Annotated in this window: 16 protein-coding genes; 5 read left to right on the top strand and 11 right to left on the bottom strand. The window is 71.6% G+C overall.

The features are described from left to right. Positions 1 to 105: 105 nt before the first annotated feature. A complete protein-coding gene (locus RWH45_RS01005; protein ID WP_437127315.1) occupies positions 106 to 531 on the top strand; it encodes a DUF1844 domain-containing protein in 426 nt (141 codons plus the stop codon). Positions 532 to 868: 337 nt separating this feature from the next. Here RWH45_RS01005 and RWH45_RS01010 read toward each other — a convergent pair whose 3' ends face one another. The 6 genes from RWH45_RS01010 to RWH45_RS01035 all read right to left on the bottom strand — a co-directional run bounded on the left by RWH45_RS01010 (position 869) and on the right by RWH45_RS01035 (position 5241). Beyond that, positions 869 to 1678: an SseB family protein gene (locus RWH45_RS01010; protein ID WP_315993071.1), complete on the bottom strand. Its 810-nt coding sequence runs from the start codon at positions 1676 to 1678 to the stop codon at positions 869 to 871. Further along, the gene (gene priA / locus RWH45_RS01015; protein WP_315993072.1) at positions 1662 to 2408 is read right to left on the bottom strand and encodes a bifunctional 1-(5-phosphoribosyl)-5-((5-phosphoribosylamino)methylideneamino)imidazole-4-carboxamide isomerase/phosphoribosylanthranilate isomerase PriA; all 747 of its coding nucleotides are present in this window, start codon (positions 2406 to 2408) and stop codon (positions 1662 to 1664) included. The genes RWH45_RS01010 and priA overlap by 17 nt, the downstream gene beginning before the upstream one ends. 46 nt (positions 2409 to 2454) lie before the next feature. Next, positions 2455 to 3105 carry an imidazole glycerol phosphate synthase subunit HisH gene (hisH, locus tag RWH45_RS01020; RefSeq protein WP_315993073.1) on the bottom strand — a complete coding sequence of 217 codons (651 nt, stop codon included), beginning with the start codon at positions 3103 to 3105 and terminating at the stop codon, positions 2455 to 2457. Next, the gene (gene hisB, locus RWH45_RS01025; RefSeq protein WP_315993074.1) at positions 3102 to 3716 is read right to left on the bottom strand and encodes an imidazoleglycerol-phosphate dehydratase HisB; all 615 of its coding nucleotides are present in this window, start codon (positions 3714 to 3716) and stop codon (positions 3102 to 3104) included. Before hisB ends, hisH begins: the two co-directional genes overlap by 4 nt. Continuing rightward, entirely contained in the window at positions 3713 to 4807 is a 1095-nt protein-coding gene (locus RWH45_RS01030) for a histidinol-phosphate transaminase (protein ID WP_315994575.1), read from the bottom strand. The genes hisB and RWH45_RS01030 overlap by 4 nt, the downstream gene beginning before the upstream one ends. Before the next feature lie 83 nt (positions 4808 to 4890). After that, positions 4891 to 5241, bottom strand: a complete 351-nt coding sequence (locus RWH45_RS01035) for a LysM peptidoglycan-binding domain-containing protein (RefSeq protein WP_315993075.1) — start codon at positions 5239 to 5241, stop codon at positions 4891 to 4893. 258 nt (positions 5242 to 5499) lie between these two features. On the opposite strand from RWH45_RS01035, the gene lexA reads away from it, so the two are divergent. Together lexA and RWH45_RS01045 are read left to right on the top strand one after the other, a co-directional pair. Continuing rightward, positions 5500 to 6189: a transcriptional repressor LexA gene (gene lexA / locus RWH45_RS01040; RefSeq protein WP_315993076.1), complete on the top strand. Its 690-nt coding sequence runs from the start codon at positions 5500 to 5502 to the stop codon at positions 6187 to 6189. A gap of 117 nt (positions 6190 to 6306) precedes the next feature. Next, the gene (locus RWH45_RS01045; protein ID WP_315993077.1) at positions 6307 to 8193 is read left to right on the top strand and encodes a S9 family peptidase; all 1887 of its coding nucleotides are present in this window, start codon (positions 6307 to 6309) and stop codon (positions 8191 to 8193) included. A gap of 108 nt (positions 8194 to 8301) precedes the next feature. Here RWH45_RS01045 and hflX read toward each other — a convergent pair whose 3' ends face one another. Beyond that, positions 8302 to 9819: a GTPase HflX gene (gene hflX / locus RWH45_RS01050; protein WP_315993078.1), complete on the bottom strand. Its 1518-nt coding sequence runs from the start codon at positions 9817 to 9819 to the stop codon at positions 8302 to 8304. Positions 9820 to 9916: 97 nt separating this feature from the next. Between hflX and RWH45_RS01055 the strand changes: the two genes are divergently transcribed. Then, the gene (locus tag RWH45_RS01055; RefSeq protein WP_315993079.1) at positions 9917 to 10561 is read left to right on the top strand and encodes a class I SAM-dependent methyltransferase; all 645 of its coding nucleotides are present in this window, start codon (positions 9917 to 9919) and stop codon (positions 10559 to 10561) included. Positions 10562 to 10743: 182 nt separating this feature from the next. On the opposite strand, the gene dapF is transcribed toward RWH45_RS01055, so the two are convergent. Genes dapF through miaB form a run of 4 tightly spaced genes read right to left on the bottom strand, consistent with a single transcriptional unit; the run spans position 10744 to position 14570 of the window. After that, positions 10744 to 11598, bottom strand: coding sequence for a diaminopimelate epimerase (gene dapF, locus RWH45_RS01060; protein ID WP_315993080.1), 855 nt, complete (start codon positions 11596 to 11598; stop codon positions 10744 to 10746). Between the two features lie 58 nt (positions 11599 to 11656). Beyond that, positions 11657 to 12097: a GNAT family acetyltransferase gene (locus tag RWH45_RS01065; protein WP_315993081.1), complete on the bottom strand. Its 441-nt coding sequence runs from the start codon at positions 12095 to 12097 to the stop codon at positions 11657 to 11659. After that, positions 12094 to 13026: a tRNA (adenosine(37)-N6)-dimethylallyltransferase MiaA gene (gene miaA / locus RWH45_RS01070; RefSeq protein WP_315993082.1), complete on the bottom strand. Its 933-nt coding sequence runs from the start codon at positions 13024 to 13026 to the stop codon at positions 12094 to 12096. The genes RWH45_RS01065 and miaA overlap by 4 nt, the downstream gene beginning before the upstream one ends. Further along, positions 13023 to 14570 (bottom strand): tRNA (N6-isopentenyl adenosine(37)-C2)-methylthiotransferase MiaB, encoded by a 1548-nt coding sequence (miaB, locus tag RWH45_RS01075; protein ID WP_315993083.1) that lies wholly within the window; start codon positions 14568 to 14570, stop codon positions 13023 to 13025. Before miaB ends, miaA begins: the two co-directional genes overlap by 4 nt. A 171-nt stretch (positions 14571 to 14741) precedes the next feature. On the opposite strand from miaB, the gene RWH45_RS01080 reads away from it, so the two are divergent. Beyond that, positions 14742 to 17336, top strand: coding sequence for a LuxR C-terminal-related transcriptional regulator (locus tag RWH45_RS01080; protein WP_315993084.1), 2595 nt, complete (start codon positions 14742 to 14744; stop codon positions 17334 to 17336). Positions 17337 to 17399: the final 63 nt, after the last annotated feature.

The raw sequence follows: 17399 nt of genomic DNA on the forward strand, positions 1-17399 counted from the left end.
GCGGGAACCCGGTAGCCTGGAGCGGCAAGCGCGGGTGGGATGTGATCCTCTTTCGTACGGAGTGAGACACTCCGAAGCCCGCCATAGTCTAGCAGAGAGATTCACGTGGACACGATCCCCTCCGACCAGCCCGCCGACGACCAGGCCGCGCACCGCCACGGCGCAGAAGACGAGCGGCTCGCGCGCTGGGAGGAGCAGGAGCGCGCCTCGGCCTCCGCCACGCGCGACATCGCCGACGTGCCCGCGGTCGAGGTCATCACCACCGCGGCGGTCCACCTCATGAGCGCCGCCGCCGTCAAGACCGGCCTGGCCGACAACCCCGCCGAACAGCTCGACCTCGACGAGGCCCGCAAGCTCATCAACTCCCTCGCCGGCCTCATCACCGCGGGCGCCCCGGAGATCAGCGACATGCACGCGCGCTCACTGCGCGACGGGCTGCGTTCGCTGCAGCTGGCGTTCCGCGAGGCCTCCGTCATCCCCGACCCGATCGGCAAGGGGCCGGGCGAGAAGTGGACGGGTCCCGTCACGTAAGTCGTTCGTTCTGGGGTACCGGGCTCCGTGATGCCCCCTCCCCCAGGCAAGAGCAGGGCCCCTACCCCGATTGCCTGGGAAGGGGGCATCACTGCGCCCTGTGCCGCAGGCCGGCTCCGCCGTGACACCCGCGGGCGTATGGGACCCTGCCCCGATTGCCCAGCGAAGCGGCATCCCTCCGCCCTCTCCCGCCGCAGGCCGGCTCCGCCGTGACACCCGCGGGGGCCCCGGCCTGTCGTGAGAACAGGGGATGCCACGAGAACAGGTCGACAGCGTCGAAAACGGCCTGTTGCCGTGGCATCCCCTGTTCTGGTGACGTCCGGCGGGAACGTGTTCCTCAGACGTCCTTGCTGCGGTGCAGCTTCACCGTCAGGGAATCCACCAGCACCGCGATGCGGTCGTCGGCCGACCATCGGCGTGCGATGCGGGCGAGCACGGCATCCAGTTCCTCCTGCTCGAGGCCCGACATGAGCTGGAGGTGCACCACCAGTTCGGGACCACGCAGGCGGCCGGTGGGGTCGCCCGACTCGACGGCGAGGTCGAGCACCGCGAGTTCGCCCGAGATGCTCTCCTGCAGGCCGGTGAAGATCGCGGGAGACGTGTGGGCCGGTTCCCACGACTCCCCCTGCGCGATCGCCCAGACGGCGGGGCGCCGGATGACGAACTCCGTCTCCGACGCCGGGTCGATGACGATGAGCTCGGTGTCCTCGGACGCTGCAGCCAGGGCCGTGCGACGCCCGTCGGCCGGCACGGGGCGGGCTGCGGCATCCCAGGTCTGCAGGGCGGTCACCGAGGTGAACACGGGGAGCACCTTGCGACCGTCGGGGGCGGCGACCGTCACGATCGACAACTCCTGCGTCTTGTCGACCTCGAGGCCGTGAACACCGATACCGTGGTCGCCCTTCTCGGCGACCAGCGGGATCAGCAGTCGCGCGTCGCGATAGGCGTCGACGACGGCGCGCGCGTCGCCGTCGCCCGCGCGGAACGCGACGAGAGCAGCGAGCAGCGCCGGGTCGGCCGAGCCGTCGTCACCGGAGTGCGGGTTCGACTCGAAACGACGCCCCTCCCAGGGAACGCCCGCGGAATCGGCGCGGTGCCCGTGGTCGTGGGGACCGCCGGCGCGAGGACCGTCAGTGTCCGGCGACATCCAGCGCCTCAGCGAGGGTGAACTGTCCCGCGTAGAGGGCCTTGCCCACGATGGCGCCCTCGACCCCCAGCGGCACGAGCTCGCGGAGCGCCGCGATGTCGTCGAGGCTCGACACGCCGCCGGAGGCGACGATGGGCTTGGGGGTGCGCTGGGTCATCTCGCGCAGAAGCTCGATGTTGGGACCGCGCAGCGTGCCGTCCTTCGTCACGTCGGTCACGACGTAGCGGCTGCAGCCCGCGTCTTCCAGGCGCTGCAGGACGGTCCACAGGTCACCGCCGTCGCGGGTCCAACCGCGCGCCGCGAGGGTCGTGCCGCGCACGTCGAGCCCGACGGCGATCGCCTCGCCGTAGCGGTTGATGACGTCGGCGGCCCACTCGGGGTTCTCGAGCGCGGCCGTGCCGAGGTTGATGCGGGTCGCACCGCTTTCGAGGGCGGCTTCGAGGGAGCGGTCGTCGCGGATGCCGCCCGACAGCTCGACCTGCACGCCCTTGACCTGCTTGATGACCTTGCGCATGACATTCGCGTTGCCGCCGCGTCCGAAGGCGGCATCGAGGTCCACGAGGTGGATCCACTGCGCGCCCTGACGCGCGAAGTCGGCCGCGGCGTCGACGGGGTCGCCGTAGCTGGTCTCGGTGCCCGCCTCCCCCTGGGTCAGACGGACGGCCTTCCCATCGGCCACGTCGACCGCGGGAAGAAGGACAAGCTCGGGCGTGGACGCGAAATCGTTCATGGCTCCTCGTGCCGGTAGGCGCCTCTCGCCAGCCCCGGGCACGAGGTCACACAGTAGTCGTGCGCAGCCCGTCGATCCAATTGGCGAGAAGACGGATGCCGGCATCTCCCGACTTCTCGGGGTGGAACTGCGTCGCGGCCAGCGGACCGTTCTCGACCGCGGCGATGAAGGGGGCACCGTACGTGCACCACGTCACGGCGGGCTGCGGGAACGGCGGCGTGACCTCGAGCGACCACTCCTGCGCCGCGTACGAGTGGACGAAGTAGAAGCGCTCCCGTTCGATGCCCTCGAAAAGACGCGATCCCTCCCCCGCGGCGACCGTGTTCCAACCCATGTGCGGCAGCACGGGGGCGGCGAGCTCGTCGACGGTGCCCGGCCACTCACCGAGTCCGGGCGTGTCTGTGCCGCGCTCGATGCCGCGCTCGAACATCACCTGCATGCCGACGCAGATGCCGAGCACCGGACGACCGCCCGCGAGCCGGCGATCGATGATCTCGCCCCCACGACTGGCGTTCAGGGCGCCCATGACGGCGCTGAACGCGCCGACGCCGGGGACGAGGAGGCCGTCGGCGTCCATCAGCAACGAGCGGTCGGATGTCAGCCGCGCGTCGGCTCCGGCTTCGACGAGCGCCTTGACCGCGGAGTGGACGTTGCCCGAGCCGTAATCGAGGACGGCGACGACCGGCTTGGCCGTCACAGCGCGCCCTTCGTGCTCGGGATGCCGTCGACGAACGGGTCGAGGGCCTTGGCCTGACGGAAGGCACGCGCGAACGCCTTGTACTCCGCCTCGGCGATGTGGTGCGGATCGCGTCCCCCGACGACGCGCACGTGCACGGTGAGGCCGCCGTGGATCGAGATGGCCTCGAACGAGTGGCGCACGAGCGAGCCGGTGAAGTGCCCGCCGATCAGGTGGTGCTCGAAGCCCGCGGGCTCCCCCGTGTGCACGAGGTAGGGGCGTCCGCTGATGTCGACGACCGCCTGCGCCAGAGCTTCGTCGAGCGGAACGAGTGCGTCGCCGTACCGCGCGATGCCGGACTTGTCTCCGAGCGCCTGGCGGATCGCCTGGCCCAGGACGATGGAGGTGTCTTCGACGGTGTGGTGCGCGTCGATGTGGGTGTCGCCCGTCGCGCGCACGCGCAGGTCGGTCAGGGAGTGCTTCGCGAACGCCGTCAGCATGTGATCGAAGAACGGGACGCTCGTGGAGATGTCGCTGACGCCGCGACCGTCGAGGTCGAGCTCGAGCTCGACGCGGGACTCGCTCGTCTCGCGCGTGATCGAGGCGGTGCGGGGGGTGGCGGGGGCGGTCATGCTCGGGATCCTATCGAGGCGAGGGCGTCCAGGAACGCGGTGGTCTCGTCGGCCGTTCCGGCCGAGACGCGGAGGTGGTGGGGGATGCCGACGTCGCGGATCAGCACGCCCCGGTCGTAGAGCGCCTTCCACGTCGCGGCGGGATCGTCGACGCCCCCGAAGAGGACGAAGTTCGTCCAGGACTCGTGCGCCGTGTACCCCAGCGCCGACACGGTCGCCGAGATGCGGTCGCGCTGCGCGACGATCTCGTCGACCATCGAAAGCATGGTGTCGGCGTGCCCGAGAGCGGCCGTCGCGGCGGCCTGCGTCAGCGCGCTGAGGTGGTACGGCAGCCGTACCAGGCGGAGCGCGTCGACGAACGCCGGGTCGGCGGCGAGGTAGCCGACGCGGGCTCCCGCAAAGGCGAACGCCTTGCTCATGGTGCGCGAGACGACCAGCCGCGGGCGCCCGGGCAGCAGCGAGATGGCCGACGGCTCATCGCGCGGGGCGAACTCCTCGTAGGCCTCGTCGACGATGACGACCCCCTCGAAGGCGTCGTACACGGCCTCGATGACGTCGAGGCGCAGGGGGGTGCCCGTGGGGTTGTTGGGGGCGCAGAGGAAGACGATGTCGGGACGCTGCTCGCGCACCTGCGTCGCCGCGGACTCGGCGGAGAGGGTGAAGTCGTGCGCGCGCTCCCCGGCGATCCACCGGGCGCCCGTGGCGCGGGTGAGGATCGGGTACATCGAGTAGGTGGGGGCGAATCCCATCGCCGTGCGGCCAGGACCGCCGAACGCCTGGAGGATGTGTTGGAGGACCTCGTTCGAGCCGTTGGCCGCCCAGATCTGATCGGGGTTCAGTCCGTGCCCGAGGTACTGCGCGAAGGCCTCACGGAGAGTGGTGAATTCGCGGTCGGGATACCGGTTGACATCGCGGAGGGCGCGAGCCACGGCATCCAGGATGTCGTCGGCGACTTCGGACGGAACGGGGTGCGTGTTCTCGTTCACGTTCAGCGCCACGGGCAGCGCGGCCTGCGGTGCCCCATAGGGCGTCATGCCCCGGAGATCGTCGCGAAGCGGGAGGTCGTCGAGGCGTACGTTCACCTCACCCATCGTAGGCGGCGGTGACACCGACGGATCACGCTCGCGGGTCGGGCGGATCGCCCCTGCCGTCGGCGTCGATCCCGTGCGGACGGTCAGTTCGCGGGAGCGTATTCGGCGGGGATGGCGATGCGCTGACCCGCCGTGACGGAACCGCCGGACAGGGCGTTGAGACGCGAGATCTCGGCGACCACATCGCGCGGGTCGGCCGCGGGCGCGAGCTCCTCGGCGATCGACCACAACGTCTCGCCGCTCATGACGGTGATCTCGGTGAACGACCCGACGGGCGCCCCGGCCTCGTTCGAGGCGAGCGCGGCTCCCCCGCCGACGACGGCGAAACCCAGGGCGATGGCGAGGGGAAGGGCGACCAGGAACGCGACGACACGGCGTCCGCGCGCGGTGATGCGCAGGCGGGTGGTCGGGGCGGTGATGGCGATGCTGCTCATGATGTGCTCCTCGGTGGGGAGAGATTCGCACCCCGCCCTCGGCCGGGAGGGCGGCGGTGCGAATCTGTATTCCGAATCTATCTTCGATACTTTCGATGTGTCAAGACCGCGGATATCGCAGACGGATCGAACGCGACACGCGCGCCGTTCCCTGCCCTCCGGCTCGTTCACCGGATACGGTTTCGACACGGAGACCTCATCACCAACCTCCGACATTCGAATTTCCGCCGCATCGACAGCGGCGCGAGGGGAGCACAGATGACCGACGCGACGACCGCCGCCGGCCGCGAACGTCCGCAGACTCGGCGACGCAAGAACCTGAGCGACAAGCAGCTCGCCATCCTCGAGGTCATCCAGCGATCGATCGCCCGGCACGGCTACCCGCCGAGCATGCGCGAGATCGGCGACGCGGTCGGCCTGAAGTCGCTGTCGAGCGTGACCCACCAGCTCAACCAGCTGGAACTGAGCGGCTACCTGCGGCGCGACCCGGGCAAGACGCGCGCCATGGAGGTCCTCATCGACCTCCCCGGTGCCTCCGCCGAGAACCCGGCCGACACGGCTCCCGCGCTGGGCGACGCCGCCCTCGTGCCCCTCGTCGGCCGCATCGCCGCCGGCGTGCCCATCACCGCCGACCAGCAGGTGGAGGAGATCTTCCCCCTCCCCCGCCAACTGGTGGGCAAGGGCGAGCTCTTCATGCTCAAGGTGTCGGGCGACTCGATGATCGACGCCGCCATCTGCGACGGCGACTGGGTCGTCGTGCGATCGCAGGCGACGGCCGAGAACGGCGAGATCGTCGCCGCGATGCTCGACGGCGAGGCGACCGTGAAGACGTTCCGCCGCCGCGACGGCCACACCTGGCTGCTCCCCCGCAACAGCGCGTTCGAGCCGATCCTGGGCGACGAGGCCGTCGTGCTCGGCCGCGTCGTCGCCGTCCTGCGCGCCGTCTGACCTTCCCCGCCCCGGGGCCGGATGCGCGCTCGGGCGTGGCATCCGCCCCTCTCGGCTCGCTCGTCGCGAGTACCGGGGATCTCCGTCGATGTCGGATGCCCTGCCTAGGCTGGAGTCATGGCTGACACCCTCCCCTACGGTTCCTGGCCCTCCCCGATCACGCCCGCGTCCGTCGCCCAGGCCTCGCCGCGCGTCGACGGCGCACGACTGGTGGGAGACGAGGTGTGGTGGGGCGAGTCCGTCCCCCACGAGGCCGGTCGCGTCGCCGTGAAGCGTCGCCGCGGCGACGGCTCCGTCGAGACGGTGCTTCCCGCACCCGCCGACGCGCGCTCCGCGGTGCACGAGTACGGTGGCGGCGCCTGGACGGCGTCCGACGACGGGGAGCTGTACTACGTCGAGAAGGCCGACCAGCGGGTCTACGCGCTCCGCCCGGGCGAGACCTCGCGCCCGCTGACCCCCGCCGACGACGCCGTGCGACACGGCGGACTGCGCTGGGAGCACGGGGTCCTCCTCGCCGTGCGCGAGACCCACGGGTCGTCGCGGGTCCCGGCCCGGGCCATCGTCCGCATCCCCCTCGACGGGCCGGCGGAGGTCCTCGCCGAGGGCAGTGACTTCCTGGCCCAGCCGGCCCTCTCGCCCGACGGTCGCCGCCTGGCCTGGGTGGCCTGGGATCACCCCGACATGCCGTGGGATGCCACCGTCCTCCGCGTCGCCGACCTCGAGACGGGCGAGGTCCACGACGTCGCGGGCGGTGCGCACCGCGCGCCCGTGCAACCCGTGTGGATCGCGGACGACGAGCTCCTCTACGCGGACGATCCCGAAGGCCGATGGAACCTCTTCCGTCGCCCCCTCGACGGCGATGCGCAGCCGCTCGCCCCGGCGGACGCCGACACCGGCGGGGGCCTGTGGGTACTCGGAACCCGGTGGTTCGGAGCGGCCGACGACGGGCGCGTCGTCGCCGTCCGGACGAACGGGGCCGATGAGGTCGTCGAGATCGCACCGAGCGGCGTCCGTCCCCTCGACGTCCCCGTCGTCGCCGGCGCCGCGATCGACGACGCCCGCGGGTCGCAGGTGCTCGTCTCGGGTTCGGACGCCGGCGGGCGATCGGGCCTCTGGATCGTCGACCTCGATTCCGGCGCTGTCGACCTCGTGACGGGAGGCGCCGGCCCGTGGGGAGACGAATGGATGCCGACGGCCCGCGCGCTGTCGACGGACGGACCGCACGGTCCGGTGCACGCTTTCGCCTACGCCCCCACCAACCCCGACGTCGCCCCCGTGACAGGCGAGCGCCCGCCGTACGTCGTGCTCGTCCACGGCGGACCCACCTCGCACGTCGGCCCCGCTCCGTCGGCGAAGACGGCGTTCTTCACGAGCCGGGGTATCGGCGTCCTCGACGTCAACTACGGCGGTTCCACCGGCTACGGGCGCGCCTATCGGGACCGCCTGAAGGGACAGTGGGGCGTGGTCGACGTCGATGACGTCGCCGCCGCGGCATCCGCCCTCGCGGAAGCGGGACTCGCCGACCCCGAGCGCCTCGCCATCGCGGGAGGCTCGGCCGGGGGCTGGACGGTGCTCGCCGCCGTCACGCGCACCGACGTGTTCGCAGCCGGCATCTCCCGCTACGGGGTGGGCGACGCACGCGCCCTCGCGGAAGACACCCACGACTTCGAGGCGCGCTACCTCGACGGGCTCATCGGGCCTCTGCCCGATGCCGAGGCCGTGTACGTCGAGCGCTCACCCCTGAGCCGCCCGGAGCTCTTCCGTGTGCCGCTGCTGATCCTGCAGGGATCGGAAGACCGGGTGGTACCCCCGTCGCAGGCGGAGGCCATCCGCGACGCCCTGACGGCGCACGGCGTCCCGCACGCGTACGTCCTGTACGAGGGCGAGGGGCACGGGTTCCGCCGGTCGGAGACGGTGATCGACTCCCTCGAGCGCGAACTCGGCTTCCTCGGCGCGGTGTTCGGCTTCGAGACCCCGGGTATCCCCGCGCTCGAGCTCGACTGAGCCGACGCCTTCCGGGCGACTCACCCGCGGCGCCGACGCGCCGAAGAGCGCCCCCACGGCGATGGGCCCCCGCGCGTACGCGCAGGGGCCCATCGTGCCGCGCGGGCCTCAGCCCTCGAACGCCGCCAGCTCGGCGGCGAGCCGGGCGCCGACGTGAGCGTGCAGATAGGTGCCGTTCTCGCGGTGCTCCTGCGCCACGATGAGGCCGCTCTCGTGCACCGCCGACACGAGGTCGCCGCGGTCGTACGGAACGACCGCCTGCACCTCGACCGCCGGCAACGGCAGCGCCTCTTCGATCGCGGCACGCAGTTCGGCGATGCCCTCACCGGTGCGCGACGACACGAATTTCGCGTTCGGAGCGAGACCCCGCAGCACGAGCCGGTCGTCTTCGCTCACGAGATCGGACTTGTTGAAGACGACGATCTCCTGCCCGAAGTTCGCGTCGACATCGCCCATCACGTCGCGCACCGTCATGAGCTGGGCGGCCGGGTCGGGATGCGACGCGTCGACCACGTGCAGGATGACGTCCGCGTCGCCGACCTCTTCGAGCGTGGAGCGGAAGGCTTCGACCAGCTGATGCGGGAGGTTGCGCACGAAGCCCACGGTGTCGGTCAGCGTGTACACGCGCCCGTCGGTGGTCTCGGAGCGGCGGACCGTGGCATCCAGGGTCGCGAAGAGGGCGTTCTCTACGAGCACTCCGGCGCTCGTGAGGCGGTTGAGCAGGCTCGACTTGCCCGCGTTGGTGTACCCGGCGATCGCCACCGACGGGATCGTGTGGCGCTTGCGCTCGGCGCGCTTGGCCTCACGGGCGGGGGCGAAGTCGCGCAGCTGCTTGCGCAGCTGGGCCATACGCGTACGGATGCGGCGACGGTCGAGCTCGATCTTCGTCTCACCGGGTCCGCGGGATCCCATGCCCGCTCCGCCTGCACCGACCTGTCCGCCGGCCTGGCGCGACATCGAGTCACCCCATCCGCGCAGTCGCGGGAGAAGGTATTCGAGCTGCGCGAGTTCGACCTGGGCCTTGCCCTCACGGCTCTTCGCGTGCTGGCTGAAGATGTCGAGGATGACCGTCGTGCGGTCTATCACCTTCACCTTCACGACGTCTTCGAGCGCACGCCGCTGGCTGGGCGCGAGCTCCGTGTCGGCGATGACGGTGTCGGCGCCGACGGCGGCGACGATGTCGCGAAGCTCCGCGGCCTTGCCCCGGCCGACGTAGGTCGCCGGATCGGGGTGGGGCCGACGCTGCAGGACGCCGTCGAGCACGACCGCTCCGGCCGTTTCGGCGAGCGCCGACAACTCGCGCAGGGAGTTCTCCGCATCCGTCTGCTCCCCCTGAGGGTGCACGCCGACGAGCACGACGTTCTCGAGGCGCAACTGGCGGTACTCGACCTCGGTGACGTCTTCGAGCTCGGTCGACAGGCCGACGACACGGCGCAGCGCCGCGCGTTCCTCGCGGTCCCACTGGTCGCCGTCGCTGTCGCCGCCGTACGCGGTGGTGCTGTCTTGAAGGGCCTGAGCGGCACCGAAGACCCGGACCCCGCGGTGCGCTTCGGCGCGCGCGAGCACACGGTCGACCGGATCCACGGCTGACGCGTCGATGCTCGGGGGTGTGGTCTGTTCGGTCATGTGTTCCTTTCGTCGCGGGCGGGGCCCGCGGTGGTACTGATGTTCTGGCACTTTATCCGGCCCGGCGCCCGAGGCTCCGGTCGGATATCCTGAGCGGATGGGGAGCGAGCACTACTTCAGCGCGTCGCCGTCGAGTCCCGAGCAGCTCCGCCGCATCCGCGTGACGCTGGCCGGTCGTGAACTCGAGGTGGTCACGGCGGGCGGCGTCTTCAGCCCCGAGCACGTGGATGCCGGCACCTCGGTGCTGCTGGCCAACACGCCTCCCCCGCCCGCCGGTGGGAACTTCCTCGACCTGGGGTGCGGGTGGGGTCCGATCTCGTTGTCGCTGGCGCTCGCGTCACCGCACGCGACCGTGTGGGCGGTCGACGTCAACGAACGTGCTCTCGATCTCGTGAGGCGCAATGCCGAGTCGCTCGGCCTCACCAACATCAACGCCGTGCGCCCGGAAGATGTTCCCGACGACGTGACGTTCCGCACCATCCGCTCGAACCCGCCGATCCGGGTCGGCAAGAACGAGCTGCACGGCATGCTCCAGCACTGGATCCCGCGCCTGCAGGAGCGCAGCGACGGCTGGTTCGTCGTCCAGCGCAACCTCGGCTCCGATTCCCTGCAGCGCTGGCTCGCGGCGACCTTCCCCGAGGGCTACGGCGTCCAGCGCGCCGCCACCGGCCGCGGGTACCGCGTCCTGCGGGTGCGCCGCCACGGCTCGCCCCCGAGCGAACTCATCGACGTCGTCCGCTGAGCCGATGGCTTCCGCCGCGCCGTCGCCGGAGGGGGCGCGCACGGGAGCGGATTCCCGTCCGCGGTGGAATCATCCGCTCGCGCCGCGAGCCGGCATCCGGCTGCCACGGCTCGAGCGCGCACGCGCCGTCTCCCCGCGACGTTTGACGTCACGCGATTCCGCTCCGACGCCCCGTTCCGGTGTCAGGCGAGAGCGACCTCGCCCGTGAACACCAGCGATGCGGGACCCGACAGGAAGACCCGCCCCTCGGCGACGCGCACGCCGAGCGTGCCGCCCGGAGTGTCTACGACCCAGTGATCGGGAGCGGCGGCGCCCGCCCAGTGCCGCACGGCGAGCGCGGCGGCGGCGACGCCCGTTCCGCAGCTGAGGGTCTCGCCGACCCCGCGCTCGAACACGCGCAAGCGGATCGCCCCGACGCCGTCGCGCACGAGCGGGTCGGCCGGGACGACGAATTCGACGTTGGCGCCGTGTCGCGGCGCGGGGTCGAGTACGGGCTGGAAGGTCAGATCGAGCCCCTCGAGCTCGGCATCCGACGACAGGGCGACGACCACGTGCGGGTTGCCGACGTCGATGCCCACCCCCGGGCGCGCGACGCTCAGGCCCTTCGCGCGCACGAGCGTCTCGTCGGCCTCGACCGCGTACGCTCCCAGGTCGACCTCGAACCCGCGGTCGCTGCGCGTGAGGGTCTTCACGCCCGCTCGCGTGCCGATCCGCAGTCCCTCGTCGATGGAGGCGAGACCCGTGTCGGTGAGGTACCGGGCGAAGACGCGCGTGCCGTTGCCGCACATCTCGGCCGCGGATCCGTCGGCGTTGCGGTAATCCATGAACCACTCGGCCCCGGATGCCGCCGCCTCGGCGCCGTCGCGGATCGCGGCGGAGCGCACGACCCGCAGCAACCCGTCGGCGCCGATGCCGAAGTGACGGTCGCACAGCGCGGCGACCTGCGCGTCGGAGAGGTCGAGCTCGCCGTCGGGGTCGGCGACCACCACGAAATCGTTGCCGGTGCCGTGGCCCTTGGTGAACGCGAGAGAGGACATGCGCCCAGTCTACGGACGACCCGCAGCCGGCCATCCGCCGTGCCAGGGCCGGGCGGCCTCAGTCGGGTCGTCCGGGACCGTCGACGATCAGTCGCCGGCCGGTGGCCCAGGTCTCGAACGGCTCGTAGCCGAGCGCGTCGTAGAAGCCCCGCGCTCCGGTGTTGTCGGGGCGCACCATGAGCTGCACCTTGGGGCAGCCCATCTCCTCCAGCAGCCGCTCTGCCTCGGCCACGAGCGTCCGCCCCACTCCCCGCCCGCGGTGCGAGGCCGCGGCGGCCAGGTAGTAGAGCCACCCGCGGTGTCCGTCGTAGCCCGCCATCACGCTGCCGACGAGCGCGTCCCCGTCGACGGCGACGAGGAAGAGCTCGGGCTGCACGGTCAGCTTCCGGCGGATATCGGCGCGCGGGTCGTTCCAGGGCCTGGTCAGCCCCGCGTCCTCCCACAGGGCGACGACGGCGTCCTCGTCGGACGGCACGAATGCGCGGATCGCGATGGTCATCGATCATCTCCCACTGTCGCGCGCACGAGGTGCGCGGCATCCGTCGTCCGGGCGTCGACGACGCGGGCATCGGCGTAACGGCGGAACCACGACACCTGTCGGCGCGCGTACCGCCGGGTGAGGGCCTGCGTCTGCGCGATGGCCTCCGCGCGCGTCAGGTCGCCGCGCAGCTGGGCGAGCGCCTGCGCGTACCCGATCGCTCGTGACGCCGTGACGCCTCGCTCGAGTCCTTCGCCGCGCAGCCTCTCGACCTCGTCGACGAGGCCCGCGGCCCACATCCCCTCGACGCGCTCGTCGAGCATCGACACGAGCTGCTCGCGTTCCACGTGCGTCGTCACGATACGCGTCGACGGATGCCACGGTTCCGGCGCATCCGGAAGGGCACCGCCGTGCGTCTGGCCGCCCTGGGCCAGCACCTCGAGCGCGCGCACCACGCGTCGCCCGTTGCGCGGGTCGATGTTCGCCGCCGCACGGGGATCGGCCTCGCGGAGCCGCGCGAAGAGCGCACCCGGGCCCTCGCGCCCGAGCTCCGCCTCGAGGCGGGCGCGCAATGCCTCATCCCGCGGGGGGAAACGGAAGTCCCACAGCACGCTCGAGACGTAGAGCCCCGAGCCGCCGACGAGGATCGCCTCGGCGCCCCGGGAGTGGATCTCGGAGATCGCCGCGCGGGCGGCATCCTGGTACCAGGCCACCGCGGCCTCGTCGGTCACCGTGAGATCGTCGAAGAGGTGATGCGGGATGCCGCGGCGCTCGGCGACCGGGATCTTCGCGGTTCCGATGTCCATGCCGCGGTACAGCTGCATCGCGTCGGCGTTCACGATCTCGGCCGGCCGCCCCTCGGCCGCGAGAGCCTCCGCGAGGGCGAGGGAAAGACCGGTCTTGCCGGTGCCGGTGGCTCCGACGACCGCCCAGAGGGACGGGCTCGTCACACGCCCACGCGCAGCGTGGGGAGTCCGAGCGACACCGCGCGCGGCGCGCTGGCTTCGCCGGCGGGCGCCGGCACTGCGCACGACTCGGCCTGCGACCGGTCCCACGCGTCGCCGGCGCGGGTGCGACGGATGCGCAGCGGCGCGCCGTCGACGGCGTCGGCGAGCAGGTGGAAGGGCGCCGCGTGGGTCACCGTGACCGACACGACGTCGCCCGGACGCGGCACGGCCGAGCCCGCCGGCAGCTCGAAGTGCACGAGGCGGTTGTCTTCGGCGCGGCCGGTCAGGCGGTGGGTCTCGGCATCCTTCTTGCCCTCCCCCGCCGAGACGAGGACCTCGAGGGTGCGGCCGAGCTGCTTCTGGTTCTCCTCGGCCGAGATCCGGTCCTGCAGGGCGATCAGCCGCTCGAAGCGCTCCTGCACGACGGCCTTCGGCACCTGATCGGCCATGGTCGCGGCCGGTGTGCCCTCGCGGATCGAGTACTGGAACGTGAAGGCGCTCGAGAACCGCGAGGCCTCGACCACGCGCATGGTCTCTTCGAAGTCTTCGTCGGTCTCGCCCGGGAATCCCACGATGATGTCGGTCGTGATCGCCGCGTGCGGGATGCGCTCGCGCACGCGGTCCAGGATGCCGAGGAACTTCTCGCTGCGGTACGACCGACGCATCGCCTTGAGGATGCGGTCGGAACCGGACTGCAGGGGCATGTGCAGCTGCGGCATGACCGCCGGGGTCTCGGCCATCGCCGCGATGACGTCGTCGGTGAAGGCCGCCGGATGGGGGCTGGTGAACCGGATGCGCTCGAGGCCCTCGATCTCGCCCGCCGCGCGCAGCAGCTTGCCGAACGCGAGACGGTCGCCGAACTCGACGCCGTACGAATTGACATTCTGGCCGAGCAGGGTGACCTCGATCGCGCCGTCGTCGACGAGCAGGCGGATCTCGTTCAGGATGTCGCCCGGGCGGCGGTCCTTCTCCTTGCCGCGCAGGCTCGGCACGATGCAGAACGTGCAGGTGTTGTTGCAACCGACCGAGATCGAGACCCACCCGCTGTGCACCGAGTCGCGCTTGGTGGGCAGCGTGGACGGGAAGATCTCGAGCGACTCGAGGATCTCCAGCTCCGCTTCGCCGTTGTGGCGGGCACGCTCGAGCATGCCGGGGAGCGAGCCCATGTTGTGTGTTCCGAAGACGACGTCGACCCACGGCGCTTTCTGCTGGACGGCTTCTTTGTCCATCTGCGCGAGGCAGCCGCCGACGGCGATCTGCATGCCCGCTCGCGCGTCCTTGCGCGACTTCAGGTGACCCAGTGTTCCGTAGAGCTTTCCCGCGGCGTTGTCGCGCACCGCGCACGTGTTGATGACCACGACGTCGGCCTCGGTGCCCGCCTCGGCGCGCACGTAGCCGGCGCTCTCGAGTGACCCGCTGAGGCGCTCGGAGTCGTGCACGTTCATCTGGCATCCGAACGTGCGGACTTCATAGGTGCGCGCACCGGCGTCGCCCTGGGCGGCGGCGGAGGGCGCGATGAGCGTCGGAGAGGAGACGGGGGTGGTCATGATGCGAGCAATTCTAAAGCCCGTGCCCCCAGACCTCGACGCGTACCGCCGGACGACGCTGATCGCGAAACGCCCACGTTCCTTCGTTCACCGGCCTAGCGGCGCGCATAGCTGATCGATAGTGTGTGCCCACGCTGACCCGTCCGCCTGCGGGTATCCGGGGGGAGAAGTATGCGGACAGAACAGGCGACCTCGTGGTCGCGCGCAGTGATCGGTTCCGATCGGGATGTGATCGACCTGGCATCCCGTGTGCAGGCCGGCGTCTCCATGGTGGTGGCGGGGCCACGTGGAAGCGGCCGTAGCTACGTCCTCCGGGCCATCACGGCGGAGGTCGAGAAGCGCGGACGCGAGGTCATCATCGTCCGGCCGGCCTCAGCGCTGAGGGCCGTCCCATTCGGAGCCCTAGTCGCTACCGGCCACCCCGCCCTGCGCCATCTGAGCGAAGGATCACCGACGCGGATCGAGGGCGTGGTCGTCATCGACGACGTCGACGCCCTCGATCCCGCCTCAGCGCGTGCGCTCGCCCATGCGGTGGCCGCAGGCCGGGCGACCGCTGTCGTCGGGCTGCGCACCGCTCGCCCTCGGTCGCGGTACCGCCCCGATGACGCCGACGAGGTGCGCCGCACGTTCCTCGACCTCTGGATGGACGGCTTCGCTCGACGCATCGACCTGTCGGAGCTCACCGACGACGACGCACGGCGCATGATCGCGCTCTTCCCTGACGCGGATCTGCTCGACGTGCCGACGCGGGCGGGCCTCATCTGGCGCGCGGACGGCTCCCGCACACTGCTGCGTCAGCTCGTGCTGGAGGCGCTCCGGGCTGCCCGCGACGGCCGCGATCCGCTCCGGGCGGTCCGCTCCGTCGCCCCCGACAGCCGACTCGCCGTCGCGGTGGAACGCCACGTCGCCGGCTTTCTGCGGCAGGACCTCGAGTGCCTGGCCGGTGTGCGCCGCCTGGCCCACCTCGAGTTCGCGGTCGCCACACGCCTGTTCGACCCCGAGGCCGTCGGCGCGCTTCTCGGCAGCGGCCTCCTCCACGCCGATTCCTCGGCGGAACAGCGCCTCACGGCCAACGATCTCTTCGCGCTCCAGGCGCACCGGCAACTCGGCGACGATGTCGTCGATGCGATCATCGACGGCGCCGGCAGACGCATGCTCGCCGAGGCCGACCGCTGGTGGAGCTCCACCATCGCGGTCGCCGTCTCCGAACGATGGCACCGTCTCGGTTTCGACGCCTCGGGCGAAACGGCCTATGACCCGGCGCTTCGCGCCCGGGTGGCACTCGACGCGGCGCGAGAGGCGAATGACCGCGGGGACCCCGCCCATGCGGCCGCCCACGCCGCGCGCGGCCTCGCTGCCGTCGATGACCCCGCGCTGCACATCGAAACCGCTCTCGCGCGGCCCGATGTGGTCGACCCGGACGGCGTCGTCGCCGACGGTTCCGCCCGCCGCCGGATCGCTCGTCTGCAGGCGTACAGAGCGGCGGCGGGAATGCCGCTCTCCACCGATGCGGCGCGGATCTCGCCCGAGCAGGCCGAGGCGGACGCCCAGGTGGAGCGCCTGCTCGGCGAGGCGGCGCGGGCGGGTGACCGGCTCGACTCCGCGAAGGCGAGCGAACTCGCCGAGCTGGCGATCTCGATCCCCGGCGCCTCGCCCCTGGGGCGACTGCGGGCTCTCGTGACGGCGGGCACCATGGAGACTCTTCGGGGCCGCTGGGCCGTCGCTCGAACCCACTACCGCGACGCGCAACGTCTGCTCGACGCGGACCCACGCCCACCCGGGATCACCACCCGAGATCGGCTGGCGACGTTGCTCTCGCTCCTCGTGGGGCACCAGATCGCCGGGGCCGATGGCACTGCGGCTCAGCACCGCCTCGAACGCGAGCTCGGTCCGGCCGCGCGTGAGGGCGGCTCTTCCGAACTGACCGTCGCGGGCGTCGCCGCAGCCATCGCGTTCGCTGCGTCCGGGCGACCCGTGCAGGCGTATCGCGAGGTGGTCTCGGCCATGCGCCGGGACCCGGCCGCGGTGGGCGACTCCACGGCCGCGATGCTGCGACTGGATGTCGCGGAGGAATTGGCTCTTGCGCAGCGGCTGGAGGAGGCGCGCGCCATCCTCGCGCATGTCGATGAGGACGGGCCGCTCATCGTGCGTCGCAGCCGTCTCTACGTCGAGACGACCGTCCTGGTCGCGGAGGCGCGGGTCGCCGAGGCGCGTGCCGCCGCGCGCGCCGCCGCCGATCTCAGCCGCGGTTGCACGGCAGCGGCCCTGCGGATTCGCGACCTGTACCGGCTCGTGAGTCTCGACATCGCCGTGCAGGACGAGATCGACGAGCTCGTGCAGCTGGCCGCCACGACGGACCTCCCCCTCGCGACGAACGCGGTTCGCCGGGCGTCGGCCCGGTCAGTCGGAGCCGACGACGCGCGACCTGTCGATGAGCTTCGGCTTCACGCGCTGTGGTCGGCGCCCGCCGCCGAAGCGGTGATCCCCGCTCCCGCACCCGCTCCGGCGCCCGTTGCCTCCCCGCCGCCCGAGGAGCTCACAGCCCGAGAACGTGAGATCGCTCTCCTCGCGAACGAAGGGCTCACCAACCGGGCGATCGCCGCTCGTCTGTTCCTCTCCGTCCGGACCGTGGAGTCCCACGTGTACCAGGCGCGCTCGAAAGTCGGAGCACCGTCGCGGCGCGAGCTCGCGCGCATCGTGGCGCAGGGTGTCGTCGCGCGTCCGCCTGACCCGCAGGATGCCGACGGGAACAGTCGTCAGGGCTGAACGCTCCCCTCACGCCGGTCAGGGATGAACACCGGTCAGGGGTGAACGCACGCCGGTCAGCGG

Origin of the sequence: Microbacterium galbum, from assembly GCF_032464915.1 — a bacterium.
Taxonomy (GTDB): Bacteria; Actinomycetota; Actinomycetes; order Actinomycetales; family Microbacteriaceae; genus Microbacterium; species Microbacterium galbum.

Excerpts from the sequence above, each read along its gene's own strand:
- RWH45_RS01010 (WP_315993071.1), bottom strand. The coding sequence starts at position 1,678 with ATGTCGCCGGACACTGACGGTCCTCGCGCCGGCGGTCCCCACGACCAC.
- hisB (WP_315993074.1), bottom strand. The coding sequence starts at position 3,716 with ATGACCGCCCCCGCCACCCCCCGCACCGCCTCGATCACGCGCGAGACG.
- miaB (WP_315993083.1), bottom strand. The coding sequence starts at position 14,570 with ATGACCACCCCCGTCTCCTCTCCGACGCTCATCGCGCCCTCCGCCGCC.
- RWH45_RS01080 (WP_315993084.1), top strand. The coding sequence starts at position 14,742 with ATGCGGACAGAACAGGCGACCTCGTGGTCGCGCGCAGTGATCGGTTCC.
- lexA (WP_315993076.1), top strand. The coding sequence starts at position 5,500 with ATGACCGACGCGACGACCGCCGCCGGCCGCGAACGTCCGCAGACTCGG.
- dapF (WP_315993080.1), bottom strand. The coding sequence starts at position 11,598 with ATGTCCTCTCTCGCGTTCACCAAGGGCCACGGCACCGGCAACGATTTC.
- RWH45_RS01065 (WP_315993081.1), bottom strand. The coding sequence starts at position 12,097 with ATGACCATCGCGATCCGCGCATTCGTGCCGTCCGACGAGGACGCCGTC.
- RWH45_RS01035 (WP_315993075.1), bottom strand. The coding sequence starts at position 5,241 with ATGAGCAGCATCGCCATCACCGCCCCGACCACCCGCCTGCGCATCACC.
- hflX (WP_315993078.1), bottom strand. The coding sequence starts at position 9,819 with ATGACCGAACAGACCACACCCCCGAGCATCGACGCGTCAGCCGTGGAT.
- RWH45_RS01030 (WP_315994575.1), bottom strand. The coding sequence starts at position 4,807 with ATGGGTGAGGTGAACGTACGCCTCGACGACCTCCCGCTTCGCGACGAT.
- priA (WP_315993072.1), bottom strand. The coding sequence starts at position 2,408 with ATGAACGATTTCGCGTCCACGCCCGAGCTTGTCCTTCTTCCCGCGGTC.
- RWH45_RS01055 (WP_315993079.1), top strand. The coding sequence starts at position 9,917 with ATGGGGAGCGAGCACTACTTCAGCGCGTCGCCGTCGAGTCCCGAGCAG.
- RWH45_RS01045 (WP_315993077.1), top strand. The coding sequence starts at position 6,307 with ATGGCTGACACCCTCCCCTACGGTTCCTGGCCCTCCCCGATCACGCCC.